14 protein-coding genes are annotated in these 15,845 nt (G+C 47.0%); 10 read left to right on the top strand and 4 right to left on the bottom strand.

Annotated features, from left to right (window positions below; all coding sequences use genetic code 11):
- The first annotated feature begins 47 nt into the window (after positions 1 to 47).
- The 4 genes from VC28_RS00915 to VC28_RS00930 all read left to right on the top strand — a co-directional run bounded on the left by VC28_RS00915 (position 48) and on the right by VC28_RS00930 (position 4,887).
- Positions 48 to 1,454, top strand: coding sequence for a Do family serine endopeptidase (locus VC28_RS00915; RefSeq protein WP_049629014.1), 1,407 nt, complete (start codon positions 48 to 50; stop codon positions 1,452 to 1,454).
- Between the two features lie 401 nt (positions 1,455 to 1,855).
- A complete protein-coding gene (locus VC28_RS00920; protein ID WP_049629015.1) occupies positions 1,856 to 2,920 on the top strand; it encodes a glycoside hydrolase family 11 protein in 1,065 nt (354 codons plus the stop codon).
- A gap of 143 nt (positions 2,921 to 3,063) precedes the next feature.
- Entirely contained in the window at positions 3,064 to 4,035 is a 972-nt protein-coding gene (locus VC28_RS00925; RefSeq protein ID WP_082191349.1) for a HEAT repeat domain-containing protein, read from the top strand.
- Positions 4,036 to 4,080: 45 nt separating this feature from the next.
- Positions 4,081 to 4,887: a hypothetical protein gene (locus VC28_RS00930; protein ID WP_049629017.1), complete on the top strand. Its 807-nt coding sequence runs from the start codon at positions 4,081 to 4,083 to the stop codon at positions 4,885 to 4,887.
- Positions 4,888 to 4,915: 28 nt separating this feature from the next.
- Here the strand turns inward: VC28_RS00930 and VC28_RS00935 are convergent, their stop codons facing one another.
- The 4 genes from VC28_RS00935 to VC28_RS00950 all read right to left on the bottom strand — a co-directional run bounded on the left by VC28_RS00935 (position 4,916) and on the right by VC28_RS00950 (position 9,904).
- Positions 4,916 to 7,207: a hypothetical protein gene (locus VC28_RS00935; RefSeq protein WP_049629018.1), complete on the bottom strand. Its 2,292-nt coding sequence runs from the start codon at positions 7,205 to 7,207 to the stop codon at positions 4,916 to 4,918.
- 9 nt (positions 7,208 to 7,216) lie between these two features.
- Positions 7,217 to 8,479 (bottom strand): hypothetical protein, encoded by a 1,263-nt coding sequence (locus VC28_RS00940; RefSeq protein WP_049629019.1) that lies wholly within the window; start codon positions 8,477 to 8,479, stop codon positions 7,217 to 7,219.
- A 30-nt stretch (positions 8,480 to 8,509) separates the two neighbouring features.
- Complete coding sequence (locus tag VC28_RS00945; RefSeq protein ID WP_197085466.1) at positions 8,510 to 9,127, bottom strand: DUF4412 domain-containing protein; 618 nt, start codon at positions 9,125 to 9,127, stop codon at positions 8,510 to 8,512.
- A gap of 87 nt (positions 9,128 to 9,214) precedes the next feature.
- Positions 9,215 to 9,904, bottom strand: coding sequence for a hemerythrin domain-containing protein (locus VC28_RS00950; RefSeq protein ID WP_049629021.1), 690 nt, complete (start codon positions 9,902 to 9,904; stop codon positions 9,215 to 9,217).
- Between the two features lie 289 nt (positions 9,905 to 10,193).
- Here VC28_RS00950 and lepA point away from each other — a divergent pair, with 289 nt between their 5' ends.
- The 6 genes from lepA to recO all read left to right on the top strand — a co-directional run bounded on the left by lepA (position 10,194) and on the right by recO (position 15,840).
- Entirely contained in the window at positions 10,194 to 11,993 is a 1,800-nt protein-coding gene (gene lepA / locus VC28_RS00955) for a translation elongation factor 4 (RefSeq protein ID WP_049632064.1), read from the top strand.
- Positions 11,994 to 12,078: 85 nt separating this feature from the next.
- Positions 12,079 to 12,927 (top strand): signal peptidase I, encoded by an 849-nt coding sequence (gene lepB, locus VC28_RS00960; protein ID WP_049629022.1) that lies wholly within the window; start codon positions 12,079 to 12,081, stop codon positions 12,925 to 12,927.
- A gap of 77 nt (positions 12,928 to 13,004) precedes the next feature.
- Positions 13,005 to 13,433 (top strand): DUF4845 domain-containing protein, encoded by a 429-nt coding sequence (locus tag VC28_RS00965; protein WP_049632065.1) that lies wholly within the window; start codon positions 13,005 to 13,007, stop codon positions 13,431 to 13,433.
- Positions 13,434 to 13,436: 3 nt separating this feature from the next.
- Positions 13,437 to 14,117, top strand: coding sequence for a ribonuclease III (gene rnc / locus VC28_RS00970; protein ID WP_049629023.1), 681 nt, complete (start codon positions 13,437 to 13,439; stop codon positions 14,115 to 14,117).
- 70 nt (positions 14,118 to 14,187) lie between these two features.
- Complete coding sequence (era, locus tag VC28_RS00975) at positions 14,188 to 15,114, top strand: GTPase Era (RefSeq protein WP_049629024.1); 927 nt, start codon at positions 14,188 to 14,190, stop codon at positions 15,112 to 15,114.
- A gap of 12 nt (positions 15,115 to 15,126) precedes the next feature.
- Positions 15,127 to 15,840: a DNA repair protein RecO gene (gene recO / locus VC28_RS00980; protein ID WP_049629025.1), complete on the top strand. Its 714-nt coding sequence runs from the start codon at positions 15,127 to 15,129 to the stop codon at positions 15,838 to 15,840.
- Positions 15,841 to 15,845: the final 5 nt, after the last annotated feature.

Here is a 15,845-nt window from a genome sequence, read left to right on the forward strand (position 1 = left end):
TGGCTATTCATGGCCAGCGGAAAAGAGTGTCTATAGAGGAGTTTTCCATGCAAAAATTGACTGGCAAATGGGCGAAAGTGATCGCAATAGTCAGCATTAGTATTTTGTCGATTGGAAGTTATGCCGCCGAGCTTCCGGATTTCACCGAATTGATTGCCGAGCACTCGCCAGCGGTAGTCAAAATCACCGCCGTATCCAAAGGCGAAATTGCGCAAGCACCACAAAGTTTGCCCCCCAATATGGATGGGCTGCCGGATATTTTCCGCGAGTTGTTAGAGCGCCGCCAAATGCCGCGCGACCGCGGCTCACTGGGCTCGGGTTTTATTATTTCGAGCGATGGTTATGTGCTCACCAATGATCACGTAGTAGACAGGATGGACACCATTACGGTGATTCTCAGCGACCAGCGCGAATACACCGCCACTCTTGTGGGAAGCGATGAGCGCTCGGATTTGGCACTGCTGAAAATCGATGCCAAAAACCTGCCCACCTTGACTCTGGCAAAAGATGAAACCTTGAAAGTAGGGCAGTGGGTAGTGGCGATTGGCTCCCCCTTCGGGCTGGATTACTCTGCCTCGGCCGGTATTGTCAGCGCGATTGGCCGCAGCATTCCATCGGCGCACCGCGAGAGTAATTACGTACCCTTTATTCAAACGGATGTCGCCATCAACCCCGGTAATTCCGGTGGTCCTCTGTTTAATATGGATGGCGAAGTCGTCGGCATCAATTCACAAATTTATTCCCCCAGCGGCGGCTCTGTCGGGCTTTCATTTGCAATCCCTTCATCTCTGGCGATTGATGTTGTCGCCCAATTAAAAGACAAGGGGCGCGTTGATCGCGGTTGGTTGGGGGTGATGATCCAGGATGTGGATAAAGATCTGGCCAGCTCCCTGGGTATGGATAAACCCGTGGGTGCATTGATCAGTGAGGTTGATGAACAAGGGCCTGCCGCAAAATCCGGATTGAAAGCGGGCGACCTGATCATCAAGTTCAATGGTTCCGATGTGCACACCTCCAGCGACTTGCCTTATCTGGTTGGCCGCACAACCCCTAAAACCAAAGTGCCTGTTGTGATTATGCGCAAGGGCAAAGAGCAGACACTGAACGTCACGGTTGGAATCCTGCCGGTATCACCTGAAGAGGCGGCGGCGCGTCCAGCATCGGCACCTGCGCAAAATACAGCGGATGCGCTTGGGTTAATTGTTGCTCCTCTGGAGCAAACCCAGCGCGGTGGTGCTGAAGCCGGTGTTGTGGTGCGCGATGTCAAACCGCGTAGCCCCGCCGCAGAGGCAGGGTTACAAGTCGGGGATGTGATTACCCAGCTGGCGTTTACGGATATCAAATCGCCGGCGGACTACGCAAAAGTGGTGAAGGGGCTGCCCAAAAACGAGCCTCAGGCAATACGTTTTTATCGCCAGGGTCGCCCCGTATTCCGCTCGGTTATTCTCAAATAGCCATTTTATGAAAATGGCATAGAAGGGGTCGCTCATCGCTATTCTCCCTGCACCCGGAATATCGTGATTACGAGGTTCCGGGTGTTTGTTTTTATGGGGTCGATAAGTGAAAACGTTACTTTCAGGTAACGGTTTTACTCATATGTTGCGCGCGTGTTGTACACCATTTCACACATTCGAAAGATGTAAATGGTTACATTGACTATATGCTTATTGTTGGTTTGACAATATATATCTTTGGTTTTATAAATTTCACATCGAAAGCGCCGGATAGATTTAACAATAACAGCAACCCCTTTCTGGTTTTCGATGTAAACCTGCCCGCAATGGGTAAATCAACCGCAGTCCTTCTCCTCTATAAGCGGTATTGGTTGAAAGGCAAAAAACCAAGGAATCTAATAATGAAACTATCCAATGTTAAAAAAAGTCTTGTCTCATCCGTTGTTGCTTGTGCCGCAGCGTTTTGCGTATCTGCAGTAAGCGCGCAAACCCTGACGTCAAATTCAACTGGCACCAATAACGGTTTTTACTACACCTTCTGGAAAGATTCTGGTAGCGCCTCTATGACGTTACAGTCCGGAGGGCGTTATACATCGCAATGGACCAACAACACCAATAACTGGGTGGGTGGTAAAGGCTGGAATCCGGGCAGCAGTTCGCGCGTATTGAATTACTCCGGTAACTACGGTGTAAGCAATAGCCAAAACTCCTATCTGGCATTTTACGGTTGGACTCGCAATCCGTTGATCGAGTACTACATCATTGAAAGTTATGGTTCATACAATCCGGCCAGTTGTTCAGGCGGTACTGACTATGGCAGCTTCACCAGCGATGGTGCGACTTATAACGTGCGCCGTTGCTTGCGTACCCAGCAACCATCGATCGATGGCACCCAAACTTTCTATCAATACTTCAGTGTAAGAAACCCTAAAAAAGGTTTCGGCAATATTTCCGGCACCATCACTTTTGCTAACCACGTTAATTTCTGGGCGAGCAAAGGCCTGAACCTTGGCAACCATGACTATCAAGTGATGGCGACTGAGGGTTATCAAAGTAACGGCAGCTCCGATATTACTGTTGCTTCAGGCAGTGGTAGCGGTGGTGGCAGTTCATCTTCTGCTGGTGGTGGTAGCAAAACCATCGTAGTACGTGCTCGTGGTTCTGTCGGTGGTGAGAGCATCACCTTGAAAGTGAACAATACTGCTGTACAAACCTGGACGTTAAGCACCACGATGACCAACTACACCGCGACCACGTCTTTGTCGGGCGGTAGCTTGGTGGAGTACACCAACGATTCCGGTAACCGCGATGTGCAAGTGGATTACATCAGTGTGAACGGTTCTGTTCGCCAGTCAGAAGCGCAAACTTACAACACCGGTGTTTATCAAAATGGTGCCTGTGGTGGCGGCAATGGCCTGAGCGAGTGGATGCACTGCAACGGCGCAATTGGCTATGGCAACCTCTAAGGTTTGACGTGCAAATGACGTAAATACGTTACAAAAAAGGGGCGGATTTTTAGCCCCTTTTTTGTCGATATAAAAACCCATTCCATATAAAAACTATCTCATATAAAAACTACTCATATAAAAATAATAGAGAGGCATAGACGATGAGAAACAACAGTCGCCCCATCCCCCACTATCTACTTGCTGCGATTTCAGGTGCAGTGATGTGTTATGCGGCTATCGCCCTGACAACCGATAATTCCCTCCAGTCTGAAAAAATAATTGCACTGGAAAATAAAATTCTGGATTTGGAGCTTGTGCTTGCGCAGAAAGACCTAGAAATTTCACGCAAGGATGACGCTTTAAAAAATGCACGCTGGTTAGCGTTGGATTCCCTGGTGAACAAAAACGATGGTGCTCATTCAGTTGCCCAATCACAGCAAGCGCAATCGGCTGCGCTGGGTGATGATCCATCCGGTACTGTTAACGCTCTGGTTGTCAACGCAGAAAAACTAAATGCGCTGGATCAAAAATTGCGTGCATTAAGTGCCTCATCGGAGCAAGACCCGCGCTCGTTTGCAGAAAAAATTGATGTGTTACTGCAAGGCGATGCCAGTGCCGAAAATATTGCGGTTGCGACAAAAGGTCTGCTGGAGCTGGCAGGGAATCCCGAGATCCTTCCCGACCAAGCATTGGATATGCTTTACAGTAATCAAGCCAATCCGGATATAAAACGTGTTGCAGCGCAAGTGTTGTCAATGCGCGGTGACAATCGCCTGATCGAAAAACAAGTGAATGAAGCACAGGCAAGCCTGCATAGCGATAATGTTACAGAGCGGCAACAAGCGTTGATCGCGCTGGGAAAAACACGTCATGCCAGTGCGGCCAATGTTATCGCGCCTTTGCTGCAAGACAGTGATACCGCCGTTAAATTGGAGGCGCTTCTGGCATTGCGTGCTACGGGTAACCAGCAGCATGTGTATATGGTGGAAGCGTTAGTGAATCATCCTGATACATCGGTCAGTTGGCTGGCCAGGGATGTGGTCACTAATTTACAAAATCTGAGTGATAAAGCCCGCACGCAGCTCAGCAGTGCAGATATCAATGCTGAATTGCCTGTGCTGCAGATGCCTTAGTGAATTTTTTTGGCAAAAAAATAGATAAGAAATGAGCGGATTGTTATGCATGAATCGTTGAAATCGATTGTGATATTTTTGGTGGCGGCAGCGATAGGCTCCGTGGCAACCTATTTTACGATTGCGTCACTTAAGGTTAACGATTGTGAACCTGCATCAGCATTGGCAACCCAGTTACAAACGTCTGATGTCGCTGTGGGCTCAGCAACAATTTCCTCATCAGCGATGTCTTCATCAGCAATGAACGTCGATCAATTGCTAAAAGATTTGCGCACGCGCTTTATTGGTGATGAGCGCTCAATTGCTGAAAAGCTGCGCGATTTTCTTGCGCAGCATTCCGATCAAAAAAATACCGCGATTGCGGCCAAAGTGATTGTAGATCTGGCAGAAAATAATGAGCTGTTGCCAGATGCTGATGTGAGTCACCTTTACCATCATCAGTCGCAACCGGAATTAAAACGTGTATTAGCACAAGTGTTATCGTTGCGCGGTGATAATCAATTGTTGAATGCTTATATTGCAGATATAGAGAAAAATGTGCACAACGCAGAACCTGAAGCGCAACAAAAAATGCTGATGGAATTGGCAAAAACCCACTACGTTGGTGCAGTGGGTGTTATCGAGCCACTGCTGCAAAGTCAAAACAACAGCGTGATATTGGATGCGTTGCTTACTTTGCGCGCTACCGGCAATGAAAGTCATCTCCATTATGCTGAGGCACTGGTTAATCACCCCGACCAATCGATCAGTTGGCTCGCTAAGGATGTGATTAACCAGTTGCAATATCTCAGTCAGAAAGCTCGCACCCGGCTCGTTCTTGCGGATATCACTGCAGAGTTGCCGCCGATTTAACACTGCTCGTAACTTAAATTCTCGTAGATTAGTTGTAACGAGCCCTGACTTGATCCATTTTAATTTGTAATCGATCGGGGCACTCTTCTGTTTCTTGCAAGAATTCCAGGCTATCAAAACCCTGTTGTGCGGATTTTAATAAAAACTGTTCATATTCCTGCTGGAATTGTGGGAATGCTGCTGCACGTTGCGCATCGGTTCCTTCATTGGCCACTTTCATTTTTTCAAGCGCGCTTTGCCATGTTGCCAGTGTTGTTTTCGCTGTCTTGAGCGATTGCAAATGTGCAGCATGCAATTGTTTTAACTCCCGCAGTTTTTGTGCAGTGCCCGGCGCTTTTAGATCCTGAATACGGCAGGCAAGGCCATAGGTTTTCTTTGGCGTTTCTTCGCTGGGTGGTGTTGGTTCTTCTTCAGGTTCCTGGTCCGGTTCAGATTCCTCTTCCGGTTCTTGTGTGACCGGAATTTCTTCTGGCGGAACTTCCTCTACCTGCGGCTCGCTTTCCTCTGGTTGCGGTGGTAGCGGTTGGTCTTCTTTTGGCGGTGGTGTTTTTTCACAATAGGCAAGGCGGTCGCTAATCTGGATATATTCTTTAATTAACTTGCTGTGTTGCGGTTCAAGCTCTGCCAGTTGGTCTGCAACACCTGCAAGAATCCCTAAATCCTTGCCAAATTTTTCAGCGGCCAAATAAGCCTCGCCATAGGTTTTTCCAAGCGCGATAGCCTGGTTTTGAGCAACCAATACGGCGGTGCCAATATAAAATTTTGCTTGTGCAGTCATATCATCAGGGTTTGCGAACGCGGTCTGCGCATCACCTACGGCGTTGTAACTGTCCCAGAGGGTGCCTGCAACTTCAAGTCGTTGGTTATTGATCACAATTTGCTGACTGAGATGAATGCCTTTTGATGCAGCAAACTTCGCCTGTTGCGCTTCACCAAAGCTGAGCGTGTTGATAATGGATTCGCCGGTTTTGATGGCCATGTCTTTGGTGGTATCTGCAATTTCAGTCGCAGCGCGCTGGAACTCGCTATCACCGGTCAATCCGGTAATACGTTTTACAATAGTGTCGGTACGCTGTTTGTATTCTTCTTTTTTGGTGCGCAATTTTTCTTGTACTTCATCATCGCAACGTACAATCTCAATCGCCGTCGGCTCACCAATATCGCTGCCGCACAGTGTTTTTGCTTGCAGTAATGTTTTGCCGGTTTTTACCGGTTGGATTTGAATACTGGTAGCCGTGTTGGTGACGCTGGCGATAGTGTCGTTTGCCAGTGTCATTTGCACAAAGCCATCAACCGGATTCAGTGTGAGCGGAAAGCTGTAAAATGTTCGGATTTGTTTTCCGTGTTCATCATAAATTCCCAGCTTTGGAATAGCAGAACCGTTATTGATGTTGACTAACTCAACAACGCTACCTGCAATAGTGGCACTGGCCGTTTTTCCTTTGACAGTGTAGTCAACGGTCACTTCACCTTTTCCGGGTGTTTTCCCTTGAATAGTTGCGCTGTTTTTTTGTTGGCGGGTGATTGCCAATACATCGGCGGGACTAGCTGTAAATTGATAGTTTCCGTTTTCCGGCGAGCCTTCTGCACTCACTTCGCGAGTCTCATCTTTCGCCAAATGCAAACAGGCATTGAACGCGACTTCCGGATCTTCTGCACCGGATTTATAACGCAAATTCACAGAGCCGGTTTTTAATTGGCTCCCCATGCACATAGGTGCAATACCCACTACCGTCCCATCAAATTTATAGGTTTTGTTAAAACCTTTTTGCAGGTCTTCCAGCGTGATATCCAGTGCAGGGCTGATTGCGTTGAGCATTCCGGTGTGAATGCTTGCCATGACGTTGGGGTATTCAAAAGACGTACCGGCAGAGTTGACTCTGCAAACACCCATTTCATCGGCTGAAAAAATAAAGGCAGGTGAGTTGTAAGCCGCGTCTTGTGCAAGGCTCACCGTGAGTTGGACTTTGTTGGAATTTTTTTGGCTAACATTGGCCGTCATAATGACCTTGCCATCGTTATCGCGACAAGTCACTTTATTGCTCTGGAATTTTACCGAGGGAATTGCCCGTTGCCCTTGGTGGCTGGTATCAAAAGCCGTGTAGCTAATCAACAGATCGGCGAGCGGGCCATTTTCAACATAGACCGGTCCTTTCCAATTAAGGCTCCAATCGCCGCCTTCACAATTTTCACCTTCGTAGGGAAGGCTATCCATTTGCACGTCGGCGTAAACCGGTTCGGGTTCATCATCAGCTGACACGAATACAGGCGCACTGGCAGCAAGTGCCAGCAGCGCGCTATAAAATCCTTTTGCTCTCATCGTCATTCCTTACAGTCCAAGCTCATCTTCCAGTTCATCGGTTTCTTTTTGGTATTCAGCCGATGCACCTTTTTTACGCTGTTCTTCCAATTGCTTTTGCATCTCTTGTGCTTGCTTTTGCAATTGCTGGATTTTTTCCGGATCGCTATACATTTTTTGCATTTCGGCAATTTGCGCTGCTGAGCCCATTTCGGCATCTTTCGCCATTTGGTCGCGCTGGGCTTCTATTTTTGCGCGCGCTTGTTCTTCTTTATCGTAATCGCCAATCAGTGAATAAAAATCGCTGGCACGTTGATATTGCGCTGCAGCCATCGCCTGGTCAGCGTAGTTGCGAGCTTTTTTTTCCAACGCGCTAATCTGCTCTTCTTTATCGAGTTGACGATAAAACTCTAATGCGCTCTCGACTAATTTGACCGTGCCACTATAGGATTTGCTGATCCGGTCTGCATGGGCGAGGCGTGCCTGATCTATTTTAGCGCGCCACACATCGGCTTCTTTGTAGTCGCGGATTTGTTGCGTCCAGCTATGGGCTTCATCAAATGCTTTGCGAATATCTTCAACACGATCCGTTTTCCACTGTTGTTGGAATTGTGTGGAGGCTTGTTGCAAACTCATTGCGCCCATCATATCACCGGGTTTGATGGCATCTTTTTGTTGTTCAAGTTTTGCAAATGCTTGCAAGTAAGCATCGGGCAATAGGGTGCTGTAACTATTTAATAAGCGTTCAATATTGGTGGGCGGCAAGCTCACAACATAAGGGTCAAAGGTTGGATCCAGCGTGTAGCCGCCGGTCATGCTAATGGCCGTTTTATTGTTGGCTTTGAAGTAATCCTGCGCGCGCACTTTAAAATGTTCTTGTGCAAATGCGGAGAGCTGCATATTGGTAGGCGCTTTTTTGAGTGCGGCAACCAGTACCTTGTCGGCAGCAGCAAAATGGGAGCCTTTTTCGTACCATTGGAAAGCACCGGCAGGTTTTCCATCCTTAAATAAATTCCCTTTTTGCTCTTCCAGTTTTCCTTGCTTGCTGCCAAGTGCAATCGCTTTGGTGAGCGCTTGCTTGGCAACAGGGTTGCCGCCATCTTCACATACATAACCTTGAGCAACATCGTATTTATTGATGGCATCCCAGAGTTGTCCTTGCGCTTCAAGGTTCATGCCTTGTTGGTAGGCCTGTTGTGCATCGGTCACGCTCAAGTCAGCAACGCAATCAGCAAAACTCAGTGGGGCTGCTGATGCAATCACAAGTAAGCCGGCAGTCAGTATTTTTTTCATAACAAAATTTCCTTGTGGATAATGTCCAGTTTATTGCGGCTTAAAGTTTTTCATCATATTGCCCATGCTCGGCATAGGTTGGTAACCCGGTGGTAACTCAAACAGAGCGGCTTCTTGTGGTTCGACTTTCAGATTTTTTAACGTCATGGTCACACGATTTTTTTCCTTGCCTTCTTTACTTAAAAAATCCATTTTTACCGGAATGTTTTCAGGCGATAACCAAATAAAGCCGCCAGCACTTTTATCTTTCATCAGAATTTTGTACTTGGTGGTGTTTATTCCATCCAGTGTTTCACTGCCTACTTTTTCAATAGTGACATCATCCGGCGCATTGCCTGACATTTTATTGGCCGATTTCATATCGACTTCCATATACATTTTTTGCATCGGCATTAATTGCCATGCAATGTTTTTATCAGGGCGGATGATCGAGATCATACTCATGCCTTCCATTTGCATTTCGTTGCGTTCTTTTCCGTGTGAGTGATGCACGGTTTGGGTAAAGCTACCTTCAGCCATAACAACCTGGCGTACACCGGAGTATTCAGTGTCGGGCGCAGGGATACTATTGGCATTGCTGTTATGTGCAAAAAGCAAACCGGTAGTTAAGGAAAAAAAGAGAGTGAATAAATGGGTGAGTTGTTTCATGGTAAAAGTCCGTTTGTGGGTGGAATAAAAAGGCCCGCGGATATCTGGCATCGATAAATCCGCAGGCATAAGAAAAAAGAATATTAATCAGGCTGCAGTGGCTTTTGGTTGGCTGAGCTTTAATGTGTGATTCAGTTTCAGCCAGTCCCGTGTGTTCAACCGCGGCTTAAGCATCGCGACAGTGTTGCTGAATACATCGGCAGGCACTGCCCGCTGAAATTCCTGCAGGAACATACAGCGCTCGGTGTGGGTAATGTTCGGCAGGATCATCAGTAAGCTTAGCAGGTTTTCTTCAGGTGTCAGTGAATCAATAATACACTGTTCAATAGCATGAATTTCTTCGTCGCTGAGATACTTCCATAACAATTCAGCATTAAAAGTTTCTTCAATACGCATATGAGAAAAATTTTCGCCAACGAACAAAGAAAAAACACTGTAGAAATCCAGCAGTGCCTGTGCTCGTTCGTGTTCCTGTAGCTGTTTGATTTTGGAAATTTTGTCGTGCAATCCTGCAATAGCGATTTCATGCTCCAGATGATCGTGAATCGTCTGGCGCGGCGTATCTCCTAGTTGATGCAGCACTGGATGAATAAATTTATTTTCATGCGCCAAGTGGTCGCGACAAACATGCAACAGGTTTGCCGTCATATCCAATTGATGTGCTACTGCAGTCGGATCAGTATCGTCGAGCTTGCCAAGGTCAACCAAGTTTTGACAAAGGCTTGCGCGCAGTCCTTTGTGAATTAATGTGTAAATATTATAACGGGGCTGATTCATGCTAAGCCTCATCTTCCATTGAGTAGGTAACATTAAAATGGCTAATCAAAACACTGGGCTATCGGTTGCGATAACAGTCATGTCATTGTGCAAAAGTGATTGGGGCAGGTCTGTAAAAAATTGTGACCAAGGCGTTCATCTTGTGGTTCTTACTTATCTACAGCCAGGCTACACCCGAGCCGGAGGCTCATGGCACCCGATAGCCAAATAGGCTAGAATGCCGCCCAATCTTTTCGCCCCCCAGTTTCGGGGACCAAAATCCAACTTCAAACAAAGTAGCCAAGCACCTGTGACTGACCTGAGCCATATCCGTAACTTTTCCATCATCGCCCACATTGACCACGGTAAATCCACCATCGCCGACCGCTTCATCCAGATGTGCGGCGGCCTGAGTGACCGTGAAATGGAGGCGCAAGTCCTTGATTCTATGGATCTGGAACGCGAGCGTGGCATTACCATCAAGGCGCACAGCGTAACCTTGCACTACAACGCTCGCGACGGTAAAACCTACCAGCTCAACTTTATTGACACCCCCGGCCATGTGGACTTCACCTACGAGGTGTCCCGCTCGCTGGCAGCTTGTGAGGGTGCATTGTTGGTGGTAGATGCCGGACAGGGTGTAGAAGCCCAGTCAGTTGCCAACTGTTACACCGCCATCGAACAAGGCCTGGAAGTGATTCCGGTATTGAACAAGATGGATCTGCCCCAGGCAGAGCCAGACCGCGTGGCGCAGGAAATTGAAGACATTATCGGCATCGATGCTACTGAAGCCGTACGCTGTTCAGCCAAGTCCGGTATGGGCATGCAAGATGTGCTGGAAGAGCTGGTGCGTTTGGTTCCCCCACCAGTGGGTGATGTTGATGCCCCGCTACAAGCGCTGATTATCGATTCCTGGTTCGACAACTACCTCGGCGTCGTGTCTTTGGTGCGCGTGAAGCAGGGCACGTTGCGCTTAAAAGACAAGATTATTACCAAGACAATCGGCAAAGCACAGATTGTTGATGGTGTAGGTGTATTCAGTCCTAAACCGACCCAATTGAAAGAGCTCAAGGCCGGTGAAGTAGGTTTTGTCGTTGCCGGTATCAAAGATATTCACGGCGCACCTGTGGGAGATACCATCACCCATGCGCACACACCGGAAGTTGAGGCGCTGGAAGGCTTCCAAAAGATCAAGCCGCAAGTGTATGCCGGTATGTTCCCGATCAGCTCCGACGACTTTGAAGATTTCCGCGAAGCCTTGGCTAAATTGACCTTGAACGATGCCTCATTGTTCTATGAGCCCGAGAGTTCGGATGCATTGGGTTTTGGCTTCCGTGTCGGATTCCTGGGCATGTTGCACATGGAAATCATCCAGGAGCGCTTGGAACGCGAGTACGATCTCGATCTGATTACCACAGCACCCACAGTAGTGTTTGAAGTAGTGAAACGCGGTGGTGAAGTTATTTATGTTGATAACCCGTCCAAATTGCCAGATCCGGGTTCCATCGAAGAAATGCGTGAGCCGATCGTGGAGGCGAATATTCTTGTTCCGCAAGAGCATTTGGGGAATGTGATTACGCTGTGTATCGAAAAACGCGGCGTGCAAAAAGATTTGCAATTTACCGGCTCACAAGTGTCTGTGCGATACGAGCTGCCAATGAATGAAGTGGTGACCGATTTCTTTGATCGCCTTAAATCCGTAAGCCGTGGTTTTGCATCGCTTGATTATAGCTTTGTGCGTTTTCAGGCGGCGAGTCTGGTGCGTTTGGATGTATTGATTAACAGCGAAAAAGTAGACGCATTGGCGATTATCGTGCATCGCGACAAAGCCCATGGTATGGGGCGCTCACTCACCGAAAAAATGAAAGAATTAATTCCTCGTCAAATGTATGACGTTGCTATTCAAGCCGCAATTGGTGGGCAAATCGTTGCGCGCTCTACTGTAAAAGCCTTGCGGAAGGATGTAACAGCCAAATGTTATGGTGGCGATGCAACACGTAAGAAAAAGCTGTTGGAAAAGCAAAAAGCAGGTAAAAAACGCATGAAGCAAGTGGGTAGTGTTGAAATCCCTCAGGCTGCTTTCTTTGCTGTATTGAAAATTGATAGTTAGTGTTTCTGGTGAAACATTATTGATATTGTTTTTGCCAAGTACACTCTTTTGCAACCACTCTCTTTGCAACCACTAAGGAACCTTGATGAGCAGCATTAATCTTCCCTTGATCCTCACGCTGGCAGTATTGGTTACTGGTCTGGTGTGGTTGTTTGACGCATTGGTGTTATCCCGTCCCCGCAAGGAAAAAGTTGCCGCTGTTGAAAAACAATTCAGCGGAATGGAGTTGCAATCCGAGCAGCAAAAAAATGCTTACGAAGAAGCTAAATCGGTTGCTGCAAAAGAACCGCTGTTAGTGGAGTATTCCAAGTCCTTCTTCCCTGTTTTGTTTATTGTGTTTTTTCTGCGCTCGTTTTTGGTTGAGCCATTCCAAATTCCTTCGGGCTCAATGATTCCAACGTTGGAGGTGGGCGATTTTATTCTGGTGAATAAATTTGCCTACGGTGTACGCGCACCGGTATTGAATAAAGAGATTATCCCAATCGGTAAGCCTCAACGTGGCGATGTCATGGTGTTTTTCCCGCCGCATGCCCCGGAGACTTATTACATCAAGCGCGTTATTGGTGTGCCGGGTGATCATATTTCCTATAACAATCATGTGCTGACCTTAAACGGCAAGGTTATTGAGGAAAAACTGGTGGCAGAGTTGCCCGCTGGTGCGCCTGTATTGCGTATGGTGACGGAAACAATTGACGACAAAGAGTTCACCACCTATAAACATTTGAATCCGAGCCGGTTAAGTATCCAGGGATCATGGGTTGTGCCTGAAGGCCATTATTTCATGATGGGCGATAATCGCGATAACAGCCTGGATAGCCGCGAATGGGGCATGGTTTCTGAAGATGCTATCGTTGGCAAAGCATTTGCCGTGTGGATGCATTGGGAAAAATTCCTGAGCCTCCCGTCTTTTGATCATGTCGGTGTTATTAAATAAGTGTTGTTGTTATAAATATCAGTATTGACTAGTGATTCAGATATTTACTTCATCCGGAGCCAATTCCAATGGGAACAATGCATACTACTAAACTGATCAAGCACCAACGCGGGTTGGGAATGATGCAATGGGCTCTGGTCATTGCTATCGCCGGCTTTTTCCTGCTATTTGCATTTAAAGTGGTTCCTCTTTATGCAGAAAACCGCTACGTGGAAGCAGCATTACGCTCATTGGAAAGCGGTGGTGAAAGAGTTGAGCAAATGACCGATGCTGAAATTCAGAAGAAACTGACCAACTTTTACATGATTAACAATGTACGCAGTGAAGGCCCTACTAAAAATATCAAAATCCTGCGCGAGAGTGAAAAAGTGTTGGTGACTGTGGATTATGAAACCCGTGCGCCATTGTTTTATAACATCGATGTTATTCTGACATTTCAAAACCATCTCGACAGTAGTCGTCCCGGGCAATGCTGCCGTCCATTTGTTCCTCTTACTGCCAAGTAATTTGTGTTGACTCTTAAGTACCAACGCCTTGAGCAACGCCTTGGCTATCACTTTCAGGATAAGCGCCAGCTGCAGCTGGCGCTGACTCACCGTAGCCATGGCGCCACCAACAATGAGCGCCTTGAATTTCTGGGCGATTCGATCCTGAATTTTATTGTCGGCGAAGATTTGTTTACGCGCTTTCCTGAGGCGAGGGAAGGTCAATTAAGCCGTTTAAGATCCCAGCTCGTAAAAGGTGAAACCTTGGCCGAGATCGCACGTGAGTTTGAATTGGGTGAGTGCCTGATTTTAGGTGAAGGCGAATTGAAGTCTGGTGGCCAGCAGCGCGACTCTATCCTGGCGGATAGTGTAGAGGCGATTATCGGTGCAATTTATGTCGAGCGAGGGCTTGATGTATGTCGTGAGCGAGTGCTGGTATGGTTTGCAGAGCGGCTTAATAAGCTGTCATTGAATACCAGTGCCAAAGACTCAAAATCCCGATTGCAAGAATATTTGCAAGCACAGCGTCAACCATTACCTGAATATGTAGTTGTGCAGGTTGGCGGAGAAGGGCATGCGCAAATATTTACGATTGAATGTCGCGTTGTATTGTCCAAGCAGCCCACTCAGGCGACAGCATCCAATCGTCGCGAGGCAGAAAAGCAAGCGGCTACATTGATGTTGACACAGCTGAACATTGATTGATCCAAATTTTCGCTCCGTTTTTTGATTTTCCATACCGACTTTTAATAGTCCACTTCCATTGAATACAGTTATGACATTTGATTCAGAAACACATCAGTCTGGTACCGGTGACAGCCGCTGTGGCTATGTTGCAATTGTTGGTCGCCCAAACGTGGGTAAATCGACGTTGCTCAATCACCTGCTGGGCCAAAAAATCAGTATCACTTCACGCAAGCCGCAAACAACGCGCAATGCGGTTGTAGGCATTAAAACGGAAGGTGATGTACAGATTATTTTTGTTGATACTCCTGGAATGCATTTGGGCCAACAAAAAGCAATTAATCGCTACATGAACCGTGCAGCGACCTCAGCCATGAAAGATGTTGATGTGGTGGTGTTCGTTGTTGATCGCTTTATTTGGACTGAAGAAGATGAGGCAGTGGCTGAGAAGTTGCAGCACGTTAGATGTCCCGTCATTTTGGCGGTTAATAAAGTCGATCAAATTGAAGATAAAGAAACATTATTGCCGCACTTGCAACACTTGGCAGAAAAATTAAATGTGGCAGAAATAGTGCCAATATCAGCCTTGCGTAACAGTAATTTGGAGCGTTTGGAGCAGCTGATTATTGAGCGGTTGCCAGAGGGTATACATATGTACCCCGAAGATCAGATTACTGATCGTAGCTCACGTTTTATGGCTGCTGAAATTGTCCGCGAAAAGATTACCCGTCAGTTAGGTGATGAATTACCTTATGAGATGGCGGTGGAAATTGAAGAGTTCACGCAGGAAGGGTACTTGTTGAATATTTCGGCATTGATTCTGGTGGAGCGTGATGGTCAGAAAAAAATATTAATTGGTGATAAAGGTGCGCGAATAAAATTAATAGGGACAGAGGCGCGCATTGATATGGAAAAATTATTTGATAACAAAGTAATGCTAAAACTGTGGGTAAAAGTAAAATCGGGCTGGTCAGACGATGAGCGCGCTTTACGCAGTCTTGGCTACAACGATTTTTAAACCCCACACATCATGCGCGTCGATTTGCAGCCAGCTTATATTTTGCACACGCGCCCCTACCGCGATACCAGTTTACTGATTGATTTTCTTACGCCTGACTATGGCCGTGTGACCGCTGTGGCGCGCGGAGTGCGTAAGAATAAAACACCGAAACGGCAATTATTAAATCCTTTCAGTCGTCTGTTAGTTTGTTGGCAAGGAAAGACGGACATGAAATTGCTTACCAGTTTTGAATCCGATAATCATTTTTTGTCGTTGACAGCCAACCACCTTTACTCCGGGTTTTATCTAAATGAATTGTTGGTGCGTTTGTTGCCGGAAATGGACCGACATAACGGATTGTATTTTGCGTATGAACACAGTCTGGTTGCATTGCAGCAGCAACATGACATTGAGCCATTGTTACGTGAGTTTGAGTTTCGTTTATTAGCTGAATTAGGTTACGCAATCGATTTTACGCAAGACGTGCGCAACGATTGTGAAATCCAGCCACAAGGGTGGTATGAGTGTCATATACAGGAAGGATTTTTTAGTGCTGCTCCGGATATTCCTGAACAGTTTTTGCTGAAGGGAGAATGGTTGCTTGCAATTGCTGCAGGGGATTATTCTGATCCGGCAACGCGTCTTGCTGCTAAACAATTAGCGCGCCGGATGTTAAAACCATTGTTGGGTAGCCGCCCGCTCAATAGCCGTGAATTATTTGTTCAAGCCAAAGCGCAAGACTAGGCCAA

The sequence above is a fragment of the Cellvibrio sp. pealriver genome (assembly GCF_001183545.1).
Classification (GTDB): domain Bacteria; phylum Pseudomonadota; class Gammaproteobacteria; order Pseudomonadales; family Cellvibrionaceae; genus Cellvibrio.

What these genes read in the sequence shown, in the direction of transcription:
- VC28_RS00915 (WP_049629014.1), top strand. Translation starts at nt 48, where the DNA reads ATGCAAAAATTGACTGGCAAATGGGCGAAAGTGATCGCAATAGTCAGC.
- lepB (WP_049629022.1), top strand. Translation starts at nt 12,079, where the DNA reads ATGAGCAGCATTAATCTTCCCTTGATCCTCACGCTGGCAGTATTGGTT.
- VC28_RS00935 (WP_049629018.1), bottom strand. Translation starts at nt 7,207, where the DNA reads ATGAGAGCAAAAGGATTTTATAGCGCGCTGCTGGCACTTGCTGCCAGT.
- VC28_RS00965 (WP_049632065.1), top strand. Translation starts at nt 13,005, where the DNA reads ATGCATACTACTAAACTGATCAAGCACCAACGCGGGTTGGGAATGATG.
- VC28_RS00925 (WP_082191349.1), top strand. Translation starts at nt 3,064, where the DNA reads ATGAGAAACAACAGTCGCCCCATCCCCCACTATCTACTTGCTGCGATT.
- recO (WP_049629025.1), top strand. Translation starts at nt 15,127, where the DNA reads ATGCGCGTCGATTTGCAGCCAGCTTATATTTTGCACACGCGCCCCTAC.
- VC28_RS00945 (WP_197085466.1), bottom strand. Translation starts at nt 9,127, where the DNA reads ATGAAACAACTCACCCATTTATTCACTCTCTTTTTTTCCTTAACTACC.
- era (WP_049629024.1), top strand. Translation starts at nt 14,188, where the DNA reads ATGACATTTGATTCAGAAACACATCAGTCTGGTACCGGTGACAGCCGC.
- VC28_RS00940 (WP_049629019.1), bottom strand. Translation starts at nt 8,479, where the DNA reads ATGAAAAAAATACTGACTGCCGGCTTACTTGTGATTGCATCAGCAGCC.
- VC28_RS00920 (WP_049629015.1), top strand. Translation starts at nt 1,856, where the DNA reads ATGAAACTATCCAATGTTAAAAAAAGTCTTGTCTCATCCGTTGTTGCT.
- VC28_RS00950 (WP_049629021.1), bottom strand. Translation starts at nt 9,904, where the DNA reads ATGAATCAGCCCCGTTATAATATTTACACATTAATTCACAAAGGACTG.
- VC28_RS00930 (WP_049629017.1), top strand. Translation starts at nt 4,081, where the DNA reads ATGCATGAATCGTTGAAATCGATTGTGATATTTTTGGTGGCGGCAGCG.